This window comes from Curtobacterium sp. RIT-PI-V, from assembly GCF_025642935.1.
Taxonomy (GTDB): Bacteria; Actinomycetota; Actinomycetes; order Actinomycetales; family Microbacteriaceae; genus Curtobacterium.
Genome location: NZ_JANZKM010000012.1, coordinates 19,596 through 38,717, shown reverse-complemented (window position 1 = coordinate 38,717; position 19,122 = coordinate 19,596). Strand labels below are relative to the sequence as shown.

Sequence of the window (19,122 nt, the reverse complement as noted above, 5' to 3'; positions counted from 1 at the left end):
CCGCTGTGGCGGCACGACTCCCGACGACCCCGCACGCCGACGGCGTGCTCCGACTGGTCGGCGCGACCCTGGTCGACGGCACGGGTGCTCCGCCCCGCGCCGACGCCGAGGTCGAGCTGCGTGACGGCGACGTCACCTACGTCGGTCCACGGCGCGCCCCGGCTGCGGACGTGCCGACGGTCGACCTGTCCGGCCGGTGGCTGCTGCCCGGCTTCGTCGACGCGCACGTGCACCTCAGCATGGTGCCGACGACGCCCGAGGAACAGCGGGCACGGTTCCCGGAGGAGCACGTGCTCGAGGTCGCCGAGGTGCTCCGGAGCACCCTGCACGCCGGCGTCACGACCGCGCGGGACCTGGACGGGCTGACCCCCGGCTACCGCGACGCCGTCGCCCGGGGCACCGTCGCCGGTCCGCGCCTGCACCTCGCGATCGCCATGCTCTCGCCGACCGGTGGCCACGCCGACCCGGTCCGGCCGAACGGGTCGCTGCCGGCCTGGGCCGTCCGGCCGGGCATGCCCGCGCCGGGCGTCGTCGACACCGACGAGGACGTCGTCCGGACGGTCCGCTCGCTGCTCCGCACCGGCGCCGACGCGATCAAGGTCTCCACGTCCGGTGGGGTCGGTTCGCCGACCGACGACCCGGACGACGTCGGCATCACCGAGGACCAGGTGCGGCTCGTCGTCCACCTGGTCCGCGAACGCGGCGGCCGCCCGGTCACCGCCCACGCGCTCACCGACGCCGCGGTCCGTGCCGCCGTGCTCGGCGGAGCCGCCAGCATCGAACACGGCTACGACCTGCGCGACGACACCATCGCGCTCATGGTCGAACGCGGCACGGTGCTCGTCCCCACCCTCAGCACGCTCCTGCGCGAACTCGACCCGTCCACCGCCTCTGCGGAACGCCTCGCACAGCGCGCGGCACTGCACGCTCGCGGCCTCGACAGCGTGCGACGTGCCGTCGCCGCCGGCGTCCCCGTCGCGCTCGGCACCGACGCGGGTGTGCACCCGCACGGTCGGAACCTCGCCGAACTCGCCCGCCTCGTGCAGGTCGGGCTCTCGCCGCTCGCCGCGATCACGGCCGGCACGCTGCAGGGTGCCCGGCTGCTCGGTCTGGAGGCCCGGCTCGGCTCCGTCGAGCCCGGCAAGGCCGGTGACCTGGTCGTCTCGGGCGTCGACCCGCTCGCCGGCGTCGGCGCGCTGGCCGACGCTGCCAGCGTGCGCGCGGTCCTGCAGGCGGGTCGTGTGGTCAAGGACCTGGACGGACTGGTGACCACGGCCTCCTGACCGTGGCGCCACCCGCGCAGCCGGCGGTGGTCAGCGCAGCGCGGCCACCGCGCGCTCGATGACGGCGACGACCCGGTCCGGAGCGGCGTGCGTGACGGCGTGACTCGTGTCGACCTCGTCGACCACTGCTCCCATCCGGGCGACGAAGTCGCGCTGGATCGCGGGCAGCAGGTGCCGGTCGCTCGTGGCGACCAGGTACCAGCTCGGGCGGGTCCGCCAGGCGGGCTCTGCCGTGGGCTGCTGGAAGGCGGCGTCGGCGGTGACTCGCCCCTCGGCACGTGCGGCCCGGAGCACGTCCTCGGGCACGTCCCAAGCGAGCGCCAGCCGCGACTCCTCGTCGTCCTGTGCGATCCACTCGCCGGCCGGGCCGCGGTGCATGTACTGCGAGACGAGAGCGGGTTCCCGGGTCTCGACGATCCCGGAGACCGACTCGCCCGCGTCCGGAGCGAAGGCCGCGACGTAGACCAGTCCGACGACGCGGTCGTGCGTGCCCGCGTTCGTGATGACGGCGCCGCCGTAGGAGTGGCCGACGAGCAGGACCGGGCCGTCGATGCCGTCGACCAGGGCGCGGACCGAGGCCTCGTCGTCGCGGAGCGAGGTCATCGCGTTGTCGGCGAGCGTGTACGGGATACGGCGGTCGCGCAGGAGCGGGGCGACGGACGACCAGGTGGACGGCGAACCGCCGGCACCGTGGACGAGGACCACGTGGACGCTCATGCGTGGGTCGCCACGGCGAGGGGGAGCAGGACGGTCGGAGCGGGAGCGGCCTCGCGCCCCGCGAACGGCACCGGCTGGCAGACCATCAGGTAGTCGCCGGGCTCGACCTCGGACAGGTCCGCGTTCTCGAGGATCACGACGCCGGCGCCGCACAGGGCGACGTGTGTCGGCCACGCCTCGGTGTGCGCCGGGGCCTCCATCGTCATGTAGTCGATGCCGGCGAACCGGACCCCGCGGTCGACCAGCCACTGCGCGCCGCTCGGGCCGAGGCCGACCCACGTCTCCGACCGCTCGTTCCGGGTCAGCGCGTCGGTCGAGTTGCGCGTGCGGAACAGCACGCGCTCGGCGCCGGCCGCACCCGCCTCCTCGAGGTCGTCGGCGGTGATCTCCTCGACGACGTGTCGCAGGTCGAGGACGCGGACCGGGCCGACCACGCTCTCGAGCGCGATCTCGTCGACGGTCGTCGCACCGGGCACGAAGTGCGACGGGGCGTCGACGTGCGTGCCCGTGTGCGCACCGATCAGCCAGCGGGAGACGTCCGACGGGTACCCGTCCGCGATCTCCTCGACCATCTCGAAGGTGGGGCGCCGGCCCCAGTGCAGCATCTCGGTGTGGATCGGGATGTTGATGTCGATCGCGTCGGTCATGGCTTCCTCCCGGAACTCCTGCAGGATGGATTCGCATTGGGCTAGATTGTATCCAACCTGACGAGAGGTGCAACGGATGCCCGACTCCGCCCCGCTGTTCGACCTCGGCGGACCCCCGAGCCGGATCGTGCCGCTCGTGCTCGGGTGGGAGCCGATCCCGGAATCCGTGTCGCTCCGCGGCGGAGACCCGGCGCGCTTCCTGCTCGAACCCGTCACGGCCGCTGCGGTCTGCTTCGCGGACGGCTGGGCGCTCATCGACGGCGGCTTCAACCTCGACGTCGTCCGCGATCCGACGCTGCGGAAGCAGTACTACGACTACGAGAGCTACACCGCCGTCGTCCCACCGGGCGACGCGCTCGCCGAGGGCATCGCCGCAGCTGGGCTCGACTGGGCCGACCTCGGGTTCTCGGCGCTCTCGCACGTCCACCTCGACCACACCGGTGGGCTCCGGCTCGCCCCGGCGGGCACGCCCGTGGTGCTGCAGCGGCGGGAGTGGGACTGGCTGCAGGCCGGCGCGGGTCGTCGGGAGACGGTGATCCCGTCCGACGTCCTCGGTGCCGACGTCGACGTGCGGCTCGTCGACGGCGACACGGTGCTCGCCGCCGGGTTCTCGGCGCTCGACACCGCCGGGCACACGCCGGGGCACCAGTCGTTCCGCGTCGACCTGCCCGGGCGATCGGTCGTGCTCGCCTGCGACGCGGCCGACCTGGAGCGCAACGTCGTCGAGCGGATCCCCTGCGGCTGGACCGGTGGCCCGGACGGCGAGGGGCTCGCTGAGCGGGCCGTCGAGCGGCTGGCCGACCTCGCCGCCATGGACGGGGTCGAGGTCTGGCCCGGACACGACCCGGGCTGGCACGCGTGGTCGCCTCAGTCGGCGCTGTGACGGTCCCGGTCCGCCCTCCCGCTCAGAGCGTGTGGCGGTGGTACGCATCCGGGTAGTGGTCGTGTCTGGGGCTGGCGTCGGCGAGCATCGCGGAGACCTCGACGGCCGGTTCGACGTACTCGGAATCGGGGCGCAACCCGCGCATCTGCTTGTCCTCGTGCACATGCAGGTAGTGCACGAGGCTGCGGTGGACCACCAGTGGGACGAAACGGGAGGCTCGTGGCGATGTCCCCACGGGCCTCCCGTTTCGTCTGTTGCCCGTTCTCGGGCCGCGTGCGGTCCGTCCGTCTACGCGCCGGGGACGACCTCCGCTGCGCGGATCTCCTCGATGCGCTCGGACTGCCCACCGACCTGCTCGAGTTCGTGCGCGAGCTCTTCGAGCTCGGCGCCGCCGGCCATCATGCCGGTGAGTTCCGGCAGGGTGATGACGCTCTTCTCGAAGTACCCAATGCTCTTGCCGCGACGGAGCAGCAGGAAGCGGTCGCCCACGGGGTAGGCGTGGTGCGGGTTGTGCGTGATGAAAATGACGCCGAGACCGCGGTCGCGGGCCCGGAGGATGTACTTCAGCACGACACCGGACTGCTTCACGCCGAGCGCGGCGGTCGGCTCGTCGAGGATGAGCGCCTTCGCGCCGAAGTAGACGGCGCGGGCGATCGCGACGCACTGCTTCTCACCACCGGACAGGGTGCCGATGGGCTGGTCGACGTCGCGCAGGTCGATGCCCATGTCGAGCAGCTCCTGCTTGGTGATGCGCTTCATCGCCGGGACGTCGAGCATGCCGAGCCGGTTCCGGAGTTCCGAGCCGAGGAAGAAGTTCCGCCAGATCGGCATCAGCGGCACGACCGCGAGGTCCTGGTAGACCGCGGCGATGCCGGCGTCGAGGGCATCTCGCGGCGACGAGAGCTTCCGGTCCTCGCCCATGATCGAGAAGGTGCCGGCGTCGTGCTGGTGGAGCCCGGCGATGATCTTGATCAGGGTCGACTTGCCGGCGCCGTTGTCGCCGAGGACGCACGTCACGCGGCCGGCGTCGACGTCCATCGTGATGTCGGACAGGGCGATGACGTTGCCGTAGTGCTTGCCGACGTCCCGGAGGGCGATGAGGTGCGGTGCGCCTGCGACGGTGTCGGACGTCTCCGACACCGGCACCTCGACGACCTGCGTGGTGGGGTTCGCGGCTTCGGGCATCACTTCTGCTCCGCTCGTTTCTTGACGATGAGGTTGATGATGGTGGCGAGCAGCAGCATGAGCCCGAGGAAGAACTTGAACCAGTCCGGGTTCCACTGCGCATAGACGATGCCCTTGTTCGCCATCCCGAAGATCAGGGCGCCGATGGCACCGCCGACCGCGGATCCGTAGCCGCCCGTGAGCAGGCAGCCGCCGATGACAGCGGCGATGATGTAGAGGAACTCGTTTCCCACACCCTCGCCGGACTGCACGACGTTGAAGGCGAACAGGTTGTGCATGCCGCCGATCCAGGCGCAGAAGCCGACGCCCATGAACAGGCCGATCTTCGTCTTCGTGACCGGGACACCGACGGCGCGGGCGGCGTTCTCGTCCCCGCCGACGGCGAAGATCCAGTTGCCGACCCGGGTGCGGAGGAGCACCCAGGAGGCGATGATCACGAGCGCGATCCAGATGAACACGGTGATCTTCACCGTGATGCCGAAGACCGGGACGTCGGCGGCGAACATCTGCTCCGCCAGCGCGAAGCCGTCGAGCTGCGAGACGTCCAGCGTCGACACCGAGCCGGACACCAGGCGGGTGACCGCGAGGTTCAGGCCGGCGAGCATCAGGAACGTCGCAAGGGTGACGATGAACGAGGGGAGCTTCGTCCGGACGAGGATCCACCCGTTGACGAAGCCGACGCCGAGCGAGAAGACGAGCGCGAGCAACACGCCCACCCAGACGTTCGTGGAGAAGTACCAGGCGAAGAGGCTCGCGGTGAGCGAGGAGGAGATGACCCCGACGCCGGCGGAGAGGTCGAACTCTCCGCCGATCATGAGGAGCGAGACACCGACCGCCATGATCCCGATGGTCGACGAACCGTAGAGGACCGTCGAGATCGAGTCGGGCTGCACGAACACCGGGGCGATGACGGCGAAGAACACGAACATCGCGATCGCGCCGACCACCGCACCCACCTCGGGGCGGCCGAGGAGCTTCCGGACGGGGCTCCGGGCGGCGAGCCGCTCGTCACCCGCGAGGACGAGCCCTGCGGCGGTCACCGCAGACCGTCCTCGGCGTACTGCAGGACCTTGCCGATGTTCGACGAGTCGACGATGGCCGGTCCGGTCAAGGTCGGCTTGCCGCCACCGAGGACGAACCCGCCCTGCTTGTAGAGGACGATCGAGTCGATCGACTCGTAGCCCTGCATGAACGGCTGCTGGTCCACGGTGAACAGGACGTCGCCGGACTTGATGCTCTTGGCGAGCGATGCGTTGAGGTCGAACGACGCGACCTTGATGTCGCTGCCTGCGGCCTTGACCGCCTTGAGGATCACCGCGGTGTACGGGGCACCGAGCCCCACGACGACGTCCGCGTCGCTGTCCGCCTGGAGCTTCGCGGTCACCGTCGACTGCACGGCGCTGTTGTCGGTGCCGTTGACGTAGAGCGTCTCGGTGTCGGGCAGGACCTTCTTGATGCCGCCGCACCGTGCTTCGAGTGCGACGTTGCCCTGCTCCTGGATGACGCAGATCGGCTTCGACAGGCCCTGCTTCTCCAGCTCGTTGCCGACCGCTTCACCGGCGACCGATTCGTCCTGTCCGAAGTGCGCCAGGATGCCGAGGGCCGAGTAGGCGTCGCTGCCGGAGTTGAAGGACACCACGGGGATCCCGGCCTTCTCGGCTGCCTGCACCGAGCTCTTCAGCGCGTCCGGCTTCGCGAGCGACACCGCGATGCCGTCCACGTTCTGGTCGGTGTACTGCTGCACGAGCTGTGCCTGCTTGGACCCGTCGGGGTCGGAGGCGTAGAGGAGCTTGACGCCGTCCTTCTTCGCGGCGTCCTCGGCACCCTTCCGGACGATGTCCCAGAACGTGTCGCCGGGGGCGGCGTGGGTGACGAGGGCGATGGTGAGGCCGGAGCCCTTGCTGGTCCCGCCGGACGAGTCGTCGTCGCTCGATGCGACACGACCCCCCTGCGAGGAACAACCGGCGACGACGAGGGCACCCGCCGCGAGCGCGGCGGTGATGCCCATGACTGCAGAGATGCGCTTCACGGAAGACTCCTTTGTCCAGTGGTTCCGCTGTGGTGCACGGGTTCGACGGTTCCGCCGAGGAGCTGTCTGAGAGCCAGCGACTTTGCCAATTCTCACCTGACGGGTTGTCTGTCCGGCGTACGGTATAACGAATCGCCATGGTCCACAAGAGTGGATCAGGGTGGCGGTCACTGTTACCCTGTGAACAGTCCGTCCGCAGTGTGAGAACCGCGGGAGTCGATGACGAAGGAGTCAGCATGTCGGGACAGGGTCAACCGCGCGGAGCGCTCGAACTCCCACCCCTCACGACGGGACCGCACCGGAAGCGGATCGGCCTCATCTCGGTCGTCGCCTGCCTCGGCGGCCTGCTGTTCGGGTACGACACCGGCGTCAGCAACGGTGCCGAGATCTCGATCCAGTCGCAGCTCGGGCTCGACGACATCGGGCTCGGCGTCGTGATCTCGTCGCTCGTCTTCGCTGCGGCCGTCGGCGGGCTGATCGGCGGCCCGGTGTCCGACCGCATCGGCCGGCGCTCCACGATCCTCGTGATGGCGGTCTTCTTCTTCTGCGGCACGCTGCTCGCGGTGTTCTCGCCGAACTTCGAGGTGCTGCTGGCCGGACGCATCGCCGTCGGCCTGGCGGTGGGCGCCGCGTCGATCGTCGTCCCCGTGTACCTGGCAGAACTCGCGCCGCTCGAGATCCGCGGCATGATCACCGGGCGCAACGAGCTCGCGATCGTGAGCGGGCAGCTCGCGGCCTTCGTCATCAACGCGATCATCGGCATCGTCCTCGGCGACGAGGGTGGCGTGTGGCGCGTCATGTTCTTCATCTGCGCGATCCCGGCCGCCGCCTTGTTCATCGGCATGCTCCGGATGCCGGAGTCCCCGCGCTGGCTCGTCGAGCACGGTCACGACGAACGGGCGCTCGCGATCCTCAAGACCGTCCGCAACGAGGGCCGTGCCGAGGCCGAGCTCGAGGAGATCCGTCGGGTGACGGCCGAGGAGCCCAGCGAGACCCGCCTGAACGGGCTGAAGGCCCTGTTGTCCAGTCGCTGGCTCATCCGCATCGTCCTGATCGGGTGCGGCGTCGCCATCGCCCAGCAGGTCACCGGCATCAACTCGATCATGTACTACGGCCAGCGCATCCTGATCGAGTCCGGGTTCGGGGCGAACGCCGCACTCATCGCGAACATCGCCCCGGGCATCCTCGCGGTCGTCGGCGGGCTCATCGCCCTCCGGAACATGGACCGCGTGGACCGTCGGAAGACGTTCATCCTCGGGCTCTCCCTGACGACGACCTGCCACATCCTGATCGGCGTGTCGTCCCTGGTGATCCCGGACGGCAACCCGATCCGCCCCTACGTGCTCCTGTTCCTGATCTGCGCCTTCGTCTTGTCGATGCAGTCCTGCCTCAACATCGCGGTCTGGGTGTGGCTGGCCGAGATCTTCCCGCTCAACATGCGCGGCCTCGGGACCGGCATCGCGGCGTTCGCCGGCTGGCTGATGAACGGTGTCCTGGCCCTCTACGTGCCGTCGCTCATCGAGGGCGTCGGCATCACCGGAACGTTCTTCCTCTTCGCCGTGATCGGTGCCATCGCGTTGGCGTTCATCGTGACGCAGGTACCGGAGACCCGAGGCTGGTCGCTCGAGAAGCTCGAGGAGGAGGTCACGACCGGTGCGATCTACATCGACACCATCAAGGGCAAGGCGAAGCGGGCCGGTCGCGACGAGCGGTGACCGTGCTGCAAGATGTGGAGCATGGCTGACGACGGGTCCACCACAGCGGGGCGGCGCGCGACCATGCGGGACGTCGCCGACCGTGCGGCGGTGTCGAAGTCGCTCGTGTCGCTCGCGTTCAGCTCACCAGGTTCGGTCAGCCCCGAGCGCCTCGCCCGGATCCTCGACGCCGCCGACGTGCTGGGGTTCCGGCCGAACCGGGTGGCGCGCTCGCTCAACGGCGCCCGGGACGACTTCGTCGGGATCCTGGTCGCCGACTCGCGGAACCCCGTGCTCGCCGAGGTCGTCGACGCGGCGCGGGTGTCCCTGGCGTCGGGCGGTCGCCTCGGGCTGATGACCAGTGCGGTGCTGCCGAACGGTTCGTCACGCCCGCGCCTCGACCTCGACGCGGTCGCGATGCTCGGTGACCTGCAGCCGTCCGGGCTCATCGTCGTCGGGTCGGTGCCGACCATGGACCGGGTCGTGCAGGTGATGGGCGCCGCCCGCATCGTGATCGCCAGCGCACGGCCCGGTCGGCTCGCCGGTGCTGCAACGGTCCGCGGGGACGACGAGGTCGGGATCCGGCTCGTCGTCGACCACCTGGTCGACATCGGGCACCGGCGCATCGGGCACGTGGGCGGAGCCGGGGGCCGCGTAGCAACCGGGCGTGTGGAGGCCTTCCGTGCAGCGGTCCACGAACACGGGCTCGACGGAGGGCTGGTCGCCGAGAGCGACTTCTCCGAGGCTGCCGGGTACCGAGCGGCCCTCGAGCTGCTCGGCCGGGACGAACCGCCGACGGCGATCACGGCCGTGAACGACCTCGCCGCGATCGGCGTGACGGCGGCCGTCCGGCAGCGCGGGCTCACCGGCTCGGTCGCGGTCACCGGGTACGACAACACGTACCTGGCGGCGCTCGGGGCAGTGGACCTGACGTCCGTCGACCCGGACAACGCGGCGATCGGGCGACGTGCCGCGGAACTCCTGCTCTCGGAGGAGAACCCCGGCGAGGTGCTCATCGCGCCGACGCTCCGGGTCCGGTCGTCGTCAGTACTGCGCCGAGGTTGACATCGGCGAAACCGCGGTCGTACATTGAACCGGTCCAGATTTTGGACCGGTTCAAAATCCTCGCCAGGAAGCAAAGGAGCACCCGTGGCAGAGAACAGCGCACCCCGCTCAGTCGGAGTCGGCCTCATCAGCGTCGGCTGGATGGGGCGCCTCCACTCGCGCTCCTACGCCCTCCTCCCGCTCGTCTACCCGGAGCTCGGGCTCCGTCCCCGACTCGTCGTCGCCGCCGACGTCGCACCCGCCGGTCGCGACCACGCGAAGGACGTCCTCGGCTACGAGAAGGTCGTCTCGGACTACCGCGAAGTCCTGGCCGACCCCGAGGTCGACGTCGTGTCGATCTGCGCCCCGAACTCGCTGCACGCCGAGATCGGCATCGCCGCGGCCGAGGCCGGCAAGCCGTTCTGGATCGAGAAGCCCGTCGGCCGCGGAGCCTCCGAGACCGAAGCCGTCGCCGCAGCCGCCGACGCCGCCGGTGTCGCCACCACGATCGGCTTCAACTACCGGCACGTCCCGGCCGTGCAACACGCACGCCAGCTCGTCCTCGACGGTTCCCTCGGCCGGATCACGAACGTCCGCGGCCGGTTCTTCGGCGGCTTCTCCTCGAACCCGGAGGACCCGCTGACGTGGCGCTTCGTCCGGGCGACCTCGGGCAGCGGGGTCCTCGGTGACCTGATGGGGCACCTCGTCGACCTCATGCACTACGTCCTCGGCCCGATCGGCTCGATCTCGGCCGCGACCGGCACCTACCTGACTGAGCGGCCCGGGCTCCCCGGCACGCCCGACGCCGGCAAGCTGCTCCCCGTCGAGAACGAGGACTACGCAACGATGCTCGTCCGGTTCGGCGACTCCGCCGTGGGCGCGGGCGCGATCGGCAACCTCGAGGCCTCCCGCATCGCGGTCGGCCCCCGGTCCGAGTACGCGTTCGAGGTCTTCGGCACCGAGGGGTCGGTCCGCTGGGACTTCGAGCGGCTCAACGAGCTCGAGGTGGCCCTCGCCCGCACCGGGCAGCACGTCGGCTACACCCGCGCGTTCGCCGACGGGTACTTCCCCGACTACTCCCGGTTCCAGCCGAGCTCCGGCACGAGCATGGGATACGACGACCTCAAGGTGATCGAGGCGGCGAAGTTCCTCACCGCGGCCACCGGCGGCGAGGCCACCGGGTCGAACATCCACGACGCCGTCGCCTCGGCCCGCGTGCTGAGCGCCGCCGAGGAATCGGCGGAGTCGGGTCTGTGGGTCGACCTGCCCGTCGAACCGGGCACCACCGCCAACACCGCCGCCGTCACCGAGGGGGTGCGCGCATGAGCCTCCGCATCGCGACCGCACCGATCTCCTGGGGCGTCAGCGAGGTCGACGGCTGGGGCCACCAGTTGCCGCCGGAGCGCGTCCTCGCCGAGATGACGTCCCTCGGCTTCGAGGCCACCGAGCTCGGCGCCCAGGGGTTCCTGCCCCCGACGCCCGAGGACAAGGCGGCCCGGCTCGCCGAGTTCGGCATGACGGCGATCGGCAGCTTCGTGCCGGTCATCGCCCATCAGCCCGGCACCGACCCGCTGCCCCGGATCGAACAGGAACTCGCCGACTACGCGGCCTCCGGGGCGACCGTGCTCGTGGTCTGCGCGGACAGCGAGCAGACCGGCTACGACGCTCAGCGCGAGCCGCTCACCGACGAGCAGTGGGCGACGCTGTTCACCAACCTCGACCGGATCACCGAGGCGGCGGCGGCGGTCGGCGTGACAGCGACCCTGCATCCGCACGTCGGGACCGTCGTCGAGACGAAGGACGACGTCGATGCCGTGCTCGCCGGATCGACGATCCCGTTCTGCTTCGACACCGGACACCTGTTCCTCGGTGGCACGGACCCGGTCCGCTTCGCCGCCGACCACAGCGACCGCATCGCGTACATGCACCTCAAGGACGTGTCCCTCGAGGGTGCGCAGCGGGTGGCAGACGGCGAGATCAGCTACTTCGACGCAATCAAGGCGGACCTGCTCTACCGACCCGTCGGACAGGGCGACGTGGACATCCGCGCGATCCTGACGAGCATGGTCGAGGCCGGCTTCGACGGCTGGATCGTCCTCGAGCAGGACAAGGTCGTGCTCGAGGAGCCCGCTCCCGGGACCGGCCCGATCGAGGACGCCCGTGCGAGCGTCGAGTTCGTCCGTGCCCTCGTCGCCGAGCTCGAGGGCGCCGAGGTCACCCGGTGAGGGTCGGTGTCGCCGGCCTCGGCCGCATCGGCGCGATGCACGCGCGGAACCTCGCCAGGACCCCGGGCGTTGACGAGGTCGTCCTCGTCGGTCGCGACGCCGGCCGGACCGAGGTCGTGCGCACCCGGCTCGACGCGCAGCGCAGTGGCGAGACCGGCTGGGCATCGGTGTCGACCACCGTCGATCCCCTCACGGACGTCCTGCCCTCGCTCGACGGCGTCCTCGTCGCGTCGGCGACGGACACCCACGCCGACCTGGCCCGCGTCGTCGCGGACTCGCACACCCCGCTCCTGATCGAGAAGCCCCTCGCACTCGGCGTGGACGAGCTCACCGAGCTGTCCCGCGACCTCGACGCAACGGGGACCCCGATCATGGTCGCGTTCCACCGCCGCTACGACCCGGGCTACCAGCGGTTGCGGCAGCACGTCCTCGACGGTGACGTCGGCACGCTGCGACTCGTGCAGGCGACCGAGAACGACCACCACGCGCTGCCGGTGGACTACATCCCGCAGTCGCACGGCATGTGGCTCGACCTGCTCGTCCACGACTTCGACATCATCCCGTGGGTCGTCGGCGACCCCGTCGTCGAGATCTCGATGATCGGGTCCGTCCTGGACGAGCCCGTCTACGGTGACCACCAGGACACCGACACCGCGATGGTGACCCTGCGGTTCGCCTCGGGTGCCGTCGGCAGCATCGGGGCGCTCCGCCGGAGCGACGCCGGCCAGGACGTCCGGCTCGAGGTCACCGGGACGAACGGCGCGTTCGGCGCGGGTTACGGACCGCGCACGCCGATCACGTCGACCGAGCCCGGCGGCATCGCCCCGGTGAACCCGTACGACACCTTTGGCGACCGCTTCGTCCCGGCGTTCGAGGAGGAGATCGCGCACTTCGTACGGATGATCCGTGGTGAGTCGGAGAGCCTCACCCCGCCCGCCGCCGGTCTCGTCGCCACCGCGCTCGCCGAAGCCGCTGCCGAATCGTTCCACACCGGTCGTCCCGTGCGACCGCGCAGTACCGCGTCGACCACGCGGACCACCACCGCGTAGACCACGCGGACCACCACCGCGTAGACCACGCGACCAACACCACCTGGAGATTGCAATGGCGCAACAGATCCGGATCGGCCTCTTCGGCACCGGGCGCATCGGACAGGTCCATGCCATGAGCGTGGCCGCCATCGACGACGCAGAGCTCGCGTGGGTCTGCGACCCGTTCGTCGAGGGCGCCGAGCGAACGGCCGCCGAGTACGGCGGCGCGGTCAGCACCGACCCGGCCGAGGTGTTCGCCTCGGGCGAGGTCGACGCGGTCATCATCGCGGCACCGACGGTCACCCACGTCGACCTCATCGACGCCGCGATCGACGCGGGCGTTCCGGTGCTCTGCGAGAAGCCGATCGACCTCGACCTCGAGCGGGTGGACCGGCTCCGCGCGAAGGCCGCGGCCGCCACCGTCCCGATCGTGCTCGGTTTCAACCGGCGGTTCGACCGACACTTCGCCGAACTGCACCGCCGGGTGAGCGCGGGGGAGATCGGCACGCTGGAGCAGGTCCTCATCACGAGCCGCGACCCCGCCGAGCCACCGGCCGGGTACCTGGCGTCGTCCGGCGGGATCTTCCGTGACATGACGATCCACGACCTCGACATGGCCCGCTTCTTCGTGCCGGACATCGTCGAGGTGACCGCCCGTGGCGCGAACACGTTCAGTGCGACGGCCCGCGAACTCGGCGACTTCGACTCCGCGGTCGTCACCCTCCGCGGTGCGGGCGACGAACTCGTGGTGATCACGAACTCGCGGCACGCGGCGTACGGGTACGACCAGCGCTTCGAGGTCTTCGGGTCCGAGGGGCTCCTGCAGGTCGGCAACCAGACCGACACGCTCGTACGGCACTGGGGTGTCGACGCTGTCGAGGCACTGGAGCCGTACCAGAACTTCTTCCTGCAACGGTACGCGGAGGCATACCGGCTCGAGGTCGTCGAGTTCCTGAAGGCGGTGCGGGGCGAACCCTCCCGCAGCCCCGGGTTCGAGGACGGCCGTGCCGCGCTCGTCCTCGCCGACGCCGCCGACCGGTCGGCCCGCACGGGCGGATCGGTCGCGGTCGACCTGTCGCGATGACCGGGATCAGCCACGACCTCGTCGCCACCTGCTGGACGACGTCGGGGACCGCGGTGCCGGACGGCACGTCGGAGCGCAGCTCGTTCTCGGCACGGGACAGGGTCAGTGCCGTGGCTGACGCCGGGTTCACCGGGCTCGGGTTCGTCGTCGACGACCTCGAGGTCGTCCGGGACACGATCGGGTTCGACGCGCTCCGGGCCCATGCCGACCGCCTCGGCATCGGTCACCTCGAGGTCGAACTCGTCAAGGACTGGTGGCGCGACCCGTCGGACGCGCCGTGGCGTGCCCGATGGGGCCTGCTCCGCGACGCCGCGCAGGCCTTCGACAGCCCGATGGTGAAGATCGCTCCGCCTCCGGCGCCGACGCTCGCTTCGGTCGAGCCCTACGTCGGACCGTTCCGCCGGCTGGCCGACGAGGCCGCGGCGATCGGCACGCGACTCGCGCTCGAGCCGCTGCCCTTCGCCGGTATCTCCTCGCTGCCGCAGGGGTCCGAACTGGTCGGGGCGGTGGACCATCCCCACGCCGGCCTGGTCGTCGACTCCTGGCACGTCTTCCGCGCCGGGACCTCGCTCGACGAGCTCCGACGCACCCTTGACCCCACGACGGTCGTCGGGGTCGAGGTCAACGACGCGGACGCCCTGCCCGAGGCTGGCCGCACCCTGTTCGAGGACACCCGGGACAACCGGCGCTACCCGGGCGAGGGCGCGCAGGACGTCGTCGGCTTCTTCCGCACGATGGCCCGGGTTGGCTGGTCCGGCCCGTGGGGCGTCGAGATGCTCTCGATCGAGCACCGCGCGAAGTCGCTGGCCGACGCCCTGGACGCTGCACGGGACACGACCCTGCGGTGCATCCGGCTCGCTGAAGCCGGGTTCTGATTCGCCTGACCGCTTTTCTCACAGCGGACGGTTCGTCCGCCAAGCGAGAAAAGCTGTATGCTCTCCCCATCCGAACGCAACGACGCAGAGAGGATCACAACATGGTCGACCCGCAGGTGCTCAAGCACGGCGCATGGGACGTCATCACTCCGGAGATCGCCGGTTGGGAGTTCATCACCTTCCAGGTGAAGACCTTCGGCGACGGCGAGACGGTCGAGCTGCCCGCCGACGGCAACGAGCGGGCGTTCGTGAACCTGCACGGCGACCTCGTCCTCACGGTCGCCGGCGAGGAGTACCGCCTCGGTGGCCGGGACACCGTCTTCGACGGACTCGGGCACACGCTCTCCGTCCCGCGCGACACCGGAGTGACGATCACCGCCACCCCCGGAGCCGAACTGGCCATCGCGACCGCGCCGGCCACCGAGCAGCACGAGGTCGTCCTGGTCACGCCGGGCGACGTCGGATCCGCCACCCGCGGTGCCGGCAACGCGACGCGGCAGGTCTCCACGCCGATGTCACCCGACTTCCCGGCCGACCGCCTGCACATCGTCGAGGTGTGGACCCCGGGCGGCAACTGGTCGAGCTTCCCGCCGCACAAGCACGAGCACGACATCGACGGCGAAGCGCAGCTGGAGGAGGTCTACTACTACCGTCTCCGCGACCCGGAGAACGGGTGGGCGCTGCAGCGGGTCTACAGCCCGGAGCGTGACTTCGACCTCGACGTCCCCGTCCGGGACGGCGACATCTGCCTCATCCCCTGGGGGTACCACACCACCGTGGCCGCCCACGACCAGGACCTCTACTACCTGAACGTCCTTGCCGGCCCGGCGCCGAAGCGCACCCTGCAGGCCGCAGAGGACCCCGCGCTCGCCCCGGCCCGCGCCAAGTGGGAAGCCCTCGGCACCGATCCGCGTGTGCCGTTCGTCCCCGTCCGCCCCTGACCCACCACGAAAAGGAAGTTCGCAATGGCGCAACACCCTCAGCCGACCCGCCGCCTCACGGTGGGCCAGGCGATCGTCGAGTTCATGCAGGCCCAGTACGTCGAACGTGACGGGGTGACGCAGTCCTTCTTCGGCGGCGCGTTCGGCATCTTCGGCCACGGCAACGTCGCCGGGCTCGGACAGGCGCTCCTGCAGTACCAGGACGTGTTCCCCTACTACCAGGGCCGCAACGAGCAGGGCATGGTCCACATCGCGACCGGCTACGCGAAGACGAAGAACCGCCTCGGCGCGCTGGCCGTCTCGACCTCGATCGGCCCCGGCGCGACCAACATGGTCACCGGTGCCGGTACCGCGACGGTGAACCACATCCCCGTCCTGCTCTTCCCGTCGGACGCCTTCGCCACCCGGTCCACCGGCGCGGTGCTCCAGCAGCAGGAGCACCCGTACGCGATGGACGTCACAGCGAACGACTCGTTCCGTGCGGTGTCGCGGTACTTCGACCGGATCAGCCGGCCGGAGCAGCTCCCCTCCGCCCTGCTCGAGGCGATGCGCGTGCTGACGAGCCCGGCCGACACCGGCGCCGTCACCATCGCCCTGCCGCAGGACGTGCAGGCCGAGGCGTTCGACTTCCCGGAGACGCTGTTCTCCGAGCGGGTCTGGCACGTCGCCCGCAACCGTCCCGACACCGCGGCGATCCAGCGTGCGGCCGAGCTCATCAAGGGTGCGAAGAAGGCCGTCGTCATCGCCGGTGGTGGCGTCGTGTACTCCGAGGCGACCGAGGAGCTCGTACGCTTCGCCGAGTCGACCGGCATCGGCGTCGGCGTGACGCAGGCGGGCAAGGCCGGCATGCCCTGGGACCACCGGCTCGCCCTCGGCGCACTCGGTTCCTCCGGATCCGCGTACGCCAACGCCATCGCGAACGACGCCGACGTGGTCATCGGCATCGGGACCCGCTACACCGACTTCACGACGGCCTCGAACACCATGTTCCAGAACCCCGACGTGGCGTTCGTGAACATCAACGTCGCCGAGATCGACGCGTTCAAGGAGTCCGGCATCCCCCTGGTCGGCGACGCCCGCGAGACGCTCGCTGAGCTCCGCGCCGCGCTCGACGGCTTCACGCTCGACGCCGACGTCGCGGCCGCGAACGAGCAGGCGGCCGCGGACTGGCGTGTCGAGGTCGACCGCATCGTCGAGGTCCAGGACAGCCCGACGCTGTCCCAGGCCGAGATGCTCGGGCTCCTCAACGCCTCGGCCGAGCCCGACGACGTCGTGGTCAACGCCGCAGGCTCGATGCCGGGCGACCTGCACCGCCTGTGGCGTCCGGGCGGCCCGAAGGGCTACGACATCGAGTACGGCAACTCGTGCATGGGTTACGAGGTCGCCGGTGGCGTGGGGGCACAGCTCGCCGCACCCGAGCGGCGCGTGCACGTGCTCGTCGGTGACGGCTCGTACCTGATGATGTCGCAGGAGATCATGACCGCGGTGCAGGAGCACCTGCAGATGACCATCGTCATCGTCGACAACTTCGGCTACGGCTCGATCGCTGCACTGTCCGAGACCCTCGGCTCGCAGACGTTCGGCACCCGCTTCAACGAGCGCGGTGAGGCACTCCGACACGACGGCCGCCGGCTCGAGGTCGACTTCGTCGCCAACGCGGCGAGCTACGGTGCTGAGGTCTTCTCCGCCGACACCGCGGACACCTTCCGTTCCGCGCTCGACGCGGCCCGTGCACACGACGGCACCAGCGTCGTGTACGTCCGTGTCGACGCCCAGGGTCGCTTCGGCGGCTCCGGTGCCTGGTGGGACGTGCCGGTCGCCGAGGTCTCGACCCTCGACAGCACGAAGGACGCCCGTGCCACCTACGACGAGCACAAGCGCGAGCAGCGCCTCTACCTGACGCAGCCCGCACCCCGCGTCCGAGAACTGGAGCACTCATGACCGACGTGACCGACGTCCGCGACGCCATCGACGCCGTGGACTCGACGACCGACCGGGCGAGCATCACCGCCGGCGTCCCCACGGGCCTCCTGATCGGCGGGGTGGAACGCGCAGCGTCCGACGGCGCGACGTTCGACGTTCACGACCCCGTGGACGGCAGCGTCATCGCCACCGTCTCGAGCGGGACCCGGAACGACGCCCAGGCGGCCGTCGACGCCGCGGCGGACGCTGCCGCCGGCTGGGCCGCGACCCCGCCCCGGAAGCGATCCGAGGTGCTGTCGCGAGCGTACGACCTGATGGTCGAGCGCGCCGACTGGTTCGCGCGGCTCATCACGGCGGAGAACGGCAAGGTCTTCGCCGACGCCCGCGGCGAGGTCCTGTACGCCGCCGAGTTCCTCCGCTGGTACGCGGAAGAGGCCGTCCGGATCCCGGGTGCGCTGCAGACCGCACCGGGTGGCACGAACAAGATCCTCGTCGAGCACCGTCCGATCGGCATCGCGATCCTCGTCACCCCGTGGAACTTCCCCGCGGCGATGGCGACCCGGAAGATCGGACCGGCCCTCGCCGCCGGGTGCACGACGGTCCTGAAGCCGGCGAGCGACACCCCGCTGACCGCCCTGGCGATCGGCGCGCTCTTCGCCGAGGCGGGCCTGCCGGCCGGTGTCCTCAACGTGCTGCCGAGCCGGTCCTCCGGCACCGTGGTCGAGCAGATGGTGCGCGACCCGCGTGCCCGGAAGCTCTCGTTCACCGGATCGACCGAAGTAGGCGTGAAGCTCATGAAGCTCGCCGCGGAGTCCGTCGTGAACACGTCGATGGAGCTCGGTGGCAACGCACCCTTCGTGGTCTTCGACGACGCCGACCTCGACGAGGCGGTCGCCGGCGCCATGATCGCCAAGATGCGGAACGGCGGCGAAGCCTGCACCGCGGCGAACCGCTTCTACGTGCAGGAGGGCATCGCCGATGCGTTCTCGGCACGTCTCGCCGAGGCGATGGGCGCGCTCCGGACGGGCGACGGCCTCGACCCGCAGGTCCAGCTCGGCCCGATGGTGAACGAGACCGCCCGCGACGACATCGCCCGGCTCGTCGACGGCGCGAAGGAGGACGGCGCCACGGTGCTGACCGGCGGAGCGTCCCCGGACGGCCCCGGCTGGTTCTACCCGGCGACCGTGCTGACCGGGGTGCCGGAGCACGCGCGCATCCTCAAGGAGGAGATCTTCGGGCCGGTCGCGCCCGTGGTCACCTTCCGCACCGAGGACGACGCCGTCCGGCTCGCGAACGGGACCCCGTTCGGCCTGGTTTCGTACGTGTACACGCAGGACCTCGCTCGGGGCCTGCGGGTCAGCGGACGGATCGAGTCCGGCATGGTCGGGCTGAACCGTGGTCTGGTGTCCGACCCGGCGGCGCCGTTCGGCGGGATGAAGGAATCGGGCATCGGCCGCGAGGGCGGCGCCGAGGGGCTCCTGGAGTACATGGAGTCGCAGTACATCGCCGTGAGCTGGTAGCGCTCGCGCCACCGCAGGCCCGGGCCCGCCGACGGCACGGC

General features: G+C 70.6%; 18 protein-coding genes. 12 read left to right on the top strand and 6 right to left on the bottom strand.

The window, feature by feature from the left end; all coding sequences use genetic code 11:
- Positions 1–5 precede the first annotated feature (5 nt).
- On the top strand, positions 6–1,283 hold the full coding sequence (locus OGL88_RS09275; RefSeq protein WP_263054859.1) for a metal-dependent hydrolase family protein: 1,278 nt from the start codon (positions 6–8) through the stop codon (positions 1,281–1,283).
- A 30-nt stretch (positions 1,284–1,313) separates the two neighbouring features.
- Here the strand turns inward: OGL88_RS09275 and OGL88_RS09270 are convergent, their stop codons facing one another.
- Together OGL88_RS09270 and OGL88_RS09265 are read right to left on the bottom strand one after the other, a co-directional pair.
- Positions 1,314–2,000 (bottom strand): alpha/beta fold hydrolase, encoded by a 687-nt coding sequence (locus tag OGL88_RS09270; protein WP_263054860.1) that lies wholly within the window; start codon positions 1,998–2,000, stop codon positions 1,314–1,316.
- On the bottom strand, positions 1,997–2,647 hold the full coding sequence (locus tag OGL88_RS09265) for a cyclase family protein (protein WP_263054861.1): 651 nt from the start codon (positions 2,645–2,647) through the stop codon (positions 1,997–1,999). The genes OGL88_RS09270 and OGL88_RS09265 overlap by 4 nt, the downstream gene beginning before the upstream one ends.
- Before the next feature lie 76 nt (positions 2,648–2,723).
- Between OGL88_RS09265 and OGL88_RS09260 the strand changes: the two genes are divergently transcribed.
- Positions 2,724–3,530 (top strand): N-acyl homoserine lactonase family protein, encoded by an 807-nt coding sequence (locus OGL88_RS09260; protein WP_263054862.1) that lies wholly within the window; start codon positions 2,724–2,726, stop codon positions 3,528–3,530.
- A gap of 22 nt (positions 3,531–3,552) precedes the next feature.
- Here the strand turns inward: OGL88_RS09260 and OGL88_RS09255 are convergent, their stop codons facing one another.
- The 4 genes from OGL88_RS09255 to OGL88_RS09240 form a co-directional block, all read right to left on the bottom strand.
- Positions 3,553–3,726, bottom strand: coding sequence for a hypothetical protein (locus OGL88_RS09255; RefSeq protein WP_263091210.1), 174 nt, complete (start codon positions 3,724–3,726; stop codon positions 3,553–3,555).
- Positions 3,727–3,818: 92 nt separating this feature from the next.
- A complete protein-coding gene (locus OGL88_RS09250; RefSeq protein WP_263054864.1) occupies positions 3,819–4,715 on the bottom strand; it encodes an ATP-binding cassette domain-containing protein in 897 nt (298 codons plus the stop codon).
- Entirely contained in the window at positions 4,715–5,755 is a 1,041-nt protein-coding gene (locus tag OGL88_RS09245; RefSeq protein WP_263054865.1) for an ABC transporter permease, read from the bottom strand. Before OGL88_RS09245 ends, OGL88_RS09250 begins: the two co-directional genes overlap by 1 nt.
- Complete coding sequence (locus OGL88_RS09240) at positions 5,752–6,744, bottom strand: substrate-binding domain-containing protein (RefSeq protein WP_263054866.1); 993 nt, start codon at positions 6,742–6,744, stop codon at positions 5,752–5,754. The genes OGL88_RS09245 and OGL88_RS09240 overlap by 4 nt, the downstream gene beginning before the upstream one ends.
- Before the next feature lie 236 nt (positions 6,745–6,980).
- Between OGL88_RS09240 and OGL88_RS09235 the strand changes: the two genes are divergently transcribed.
- The 10 genes from OGL88_RS09235 to OGL88_RS09190 all read left to right on the top strand — a co-directional run bounded on the left by OGL88_RS09235 (position 6,981) and on the right by OGL88_RS09190 (position 19,081).
- Entirely contained in the window at positions 6,981–8,459 is a 1,479-nt protein-coding gene (locus OGL88_RS09235) for a sugar porter family MFS transporter (protein ID WP_263054867.1), read from the top strand.
- A gap of 21 nt (positions 8,460–8,480) precedes the next feature.
- Complete coding sequence (locus OGL88_RS09230; protein ID WP_263054868.1) at positions 8,481–9,503, top strand: LacI family DNA-binding transcriptional regulator; 1,023 nt, start codon at positions 8,481–8,483, stop codon at positions 9,501–9,503.
- Positions 9,504–9,587: 84 nt separating this feature from the next.
- The gene (locus OGL88_RS09225; protein ID WP_263054869.1) at positions 9,588–10,808 is read left to right on the top strand and encodes a Gfo/Idh/MocA family protein; all 1,221 of its coding nucleotides are present in this window, start codon (positions 9,588–9,590) and stop codon (positions 10,806–10,808) included.
- Positions 10,805–11,707, top strand: a complete 903-nt coding sequence (locus OGL88_RS09220; RefSeq protein ID WP_263054870.1) for a sugar phosphate isomerase/epimerase family protein — start codon at positions 10,805–10,807, stop codon at positions 11,705–11,707. The genes OGL88_RS09225 and OGL88_RS09220 overlap by 4 nt, the downstream gene beginning before the upstream one ends.
- The gene (locus OGL88_RS09215) at positions 11,704–12,756 is read left to right on the top strand and encodes a Gfo/Idh/MocA family oxidoreductase (protein WP_263054871.1); all 1,053 of its coding nucleotides are present in this window, start codon (positions 11,704–11,706) and stop codon (positions 12,754–12,756) included. Before OGL88_RS09220 ends, OGL88_RS09215 begins: the two co-directional genes overlap by 4 nt.
- A gap of 55 nt (positions 12,757–12,811) precedes the next feature.
- Positions 12,812–13,822 carry an inositol 2-dehydrogenase gene (gene iolG / locus OGL88_RS09210; RefSeq protein ID WP_263054872.1) on the top strand — a complete coding sequence of 337 codons (1,011 nt, stop codon included), beginning with the start codon at positions 12,812–12,814 and terminating at the stop codon, positions 13,820–13,822.
- Entirely contained in the window at positions 13,819–14,697 is an 879-nt protein-coding gene (locus OGL88_RS09205; protein WP_263054873.1) for a sugar phosphate isomerase/epimerase family protein, read from the top strand. The genes iolG and OGL88_RS09205 overlap by 4 nt, the downstream gene beginning before the upstream one ends.
- 101 nt (positions 14,698–14,798) lie before the next feature.
- Complete coding sequence (gene iolB, locus OGL88_RS09200) at positions 14,799–15,638, top strand: 5-deoxy-glucuronate isomerase (RefSeq protein WP_263054874.1); 840 nt, start codon at positions 14,799–14,801, stop codon at positions 15,636–15,638.
- A 24-nt stretch (positions 15,639–15,662) separates the two neighbouring features.
- Positions 15,663–17,579, top strand: coding sequence for a 3D-(3,5/4)-trihydroxycyclohexane-1,2-dione acylhydrolase (decyclizing) (iolD, locus tag OGL88_RS09195; protein ID WP_263054875.1), 1,917 nt, complete (start codon positions 15,663–15,665; stop codon positions 17,577–17,579).
- Positions 17,576–19,081: an NAD-dependent succinate-semialdehyde dehydrogenase gene (locus OGL88_RS09190; RefSeq protein ID WP_111085108.1), complete on the top strand. Its 1,506-nt coding sequence runs from the start codon at positions 17,576–17,578 to the stop codon at positions 19,079–19,081. Before iolD ends, OGL88_RS09190 begins: the two co-directional genes overlap by 4 nt.
- Positions 19,082–19,122: the final 41 nt, after the last annotated feature.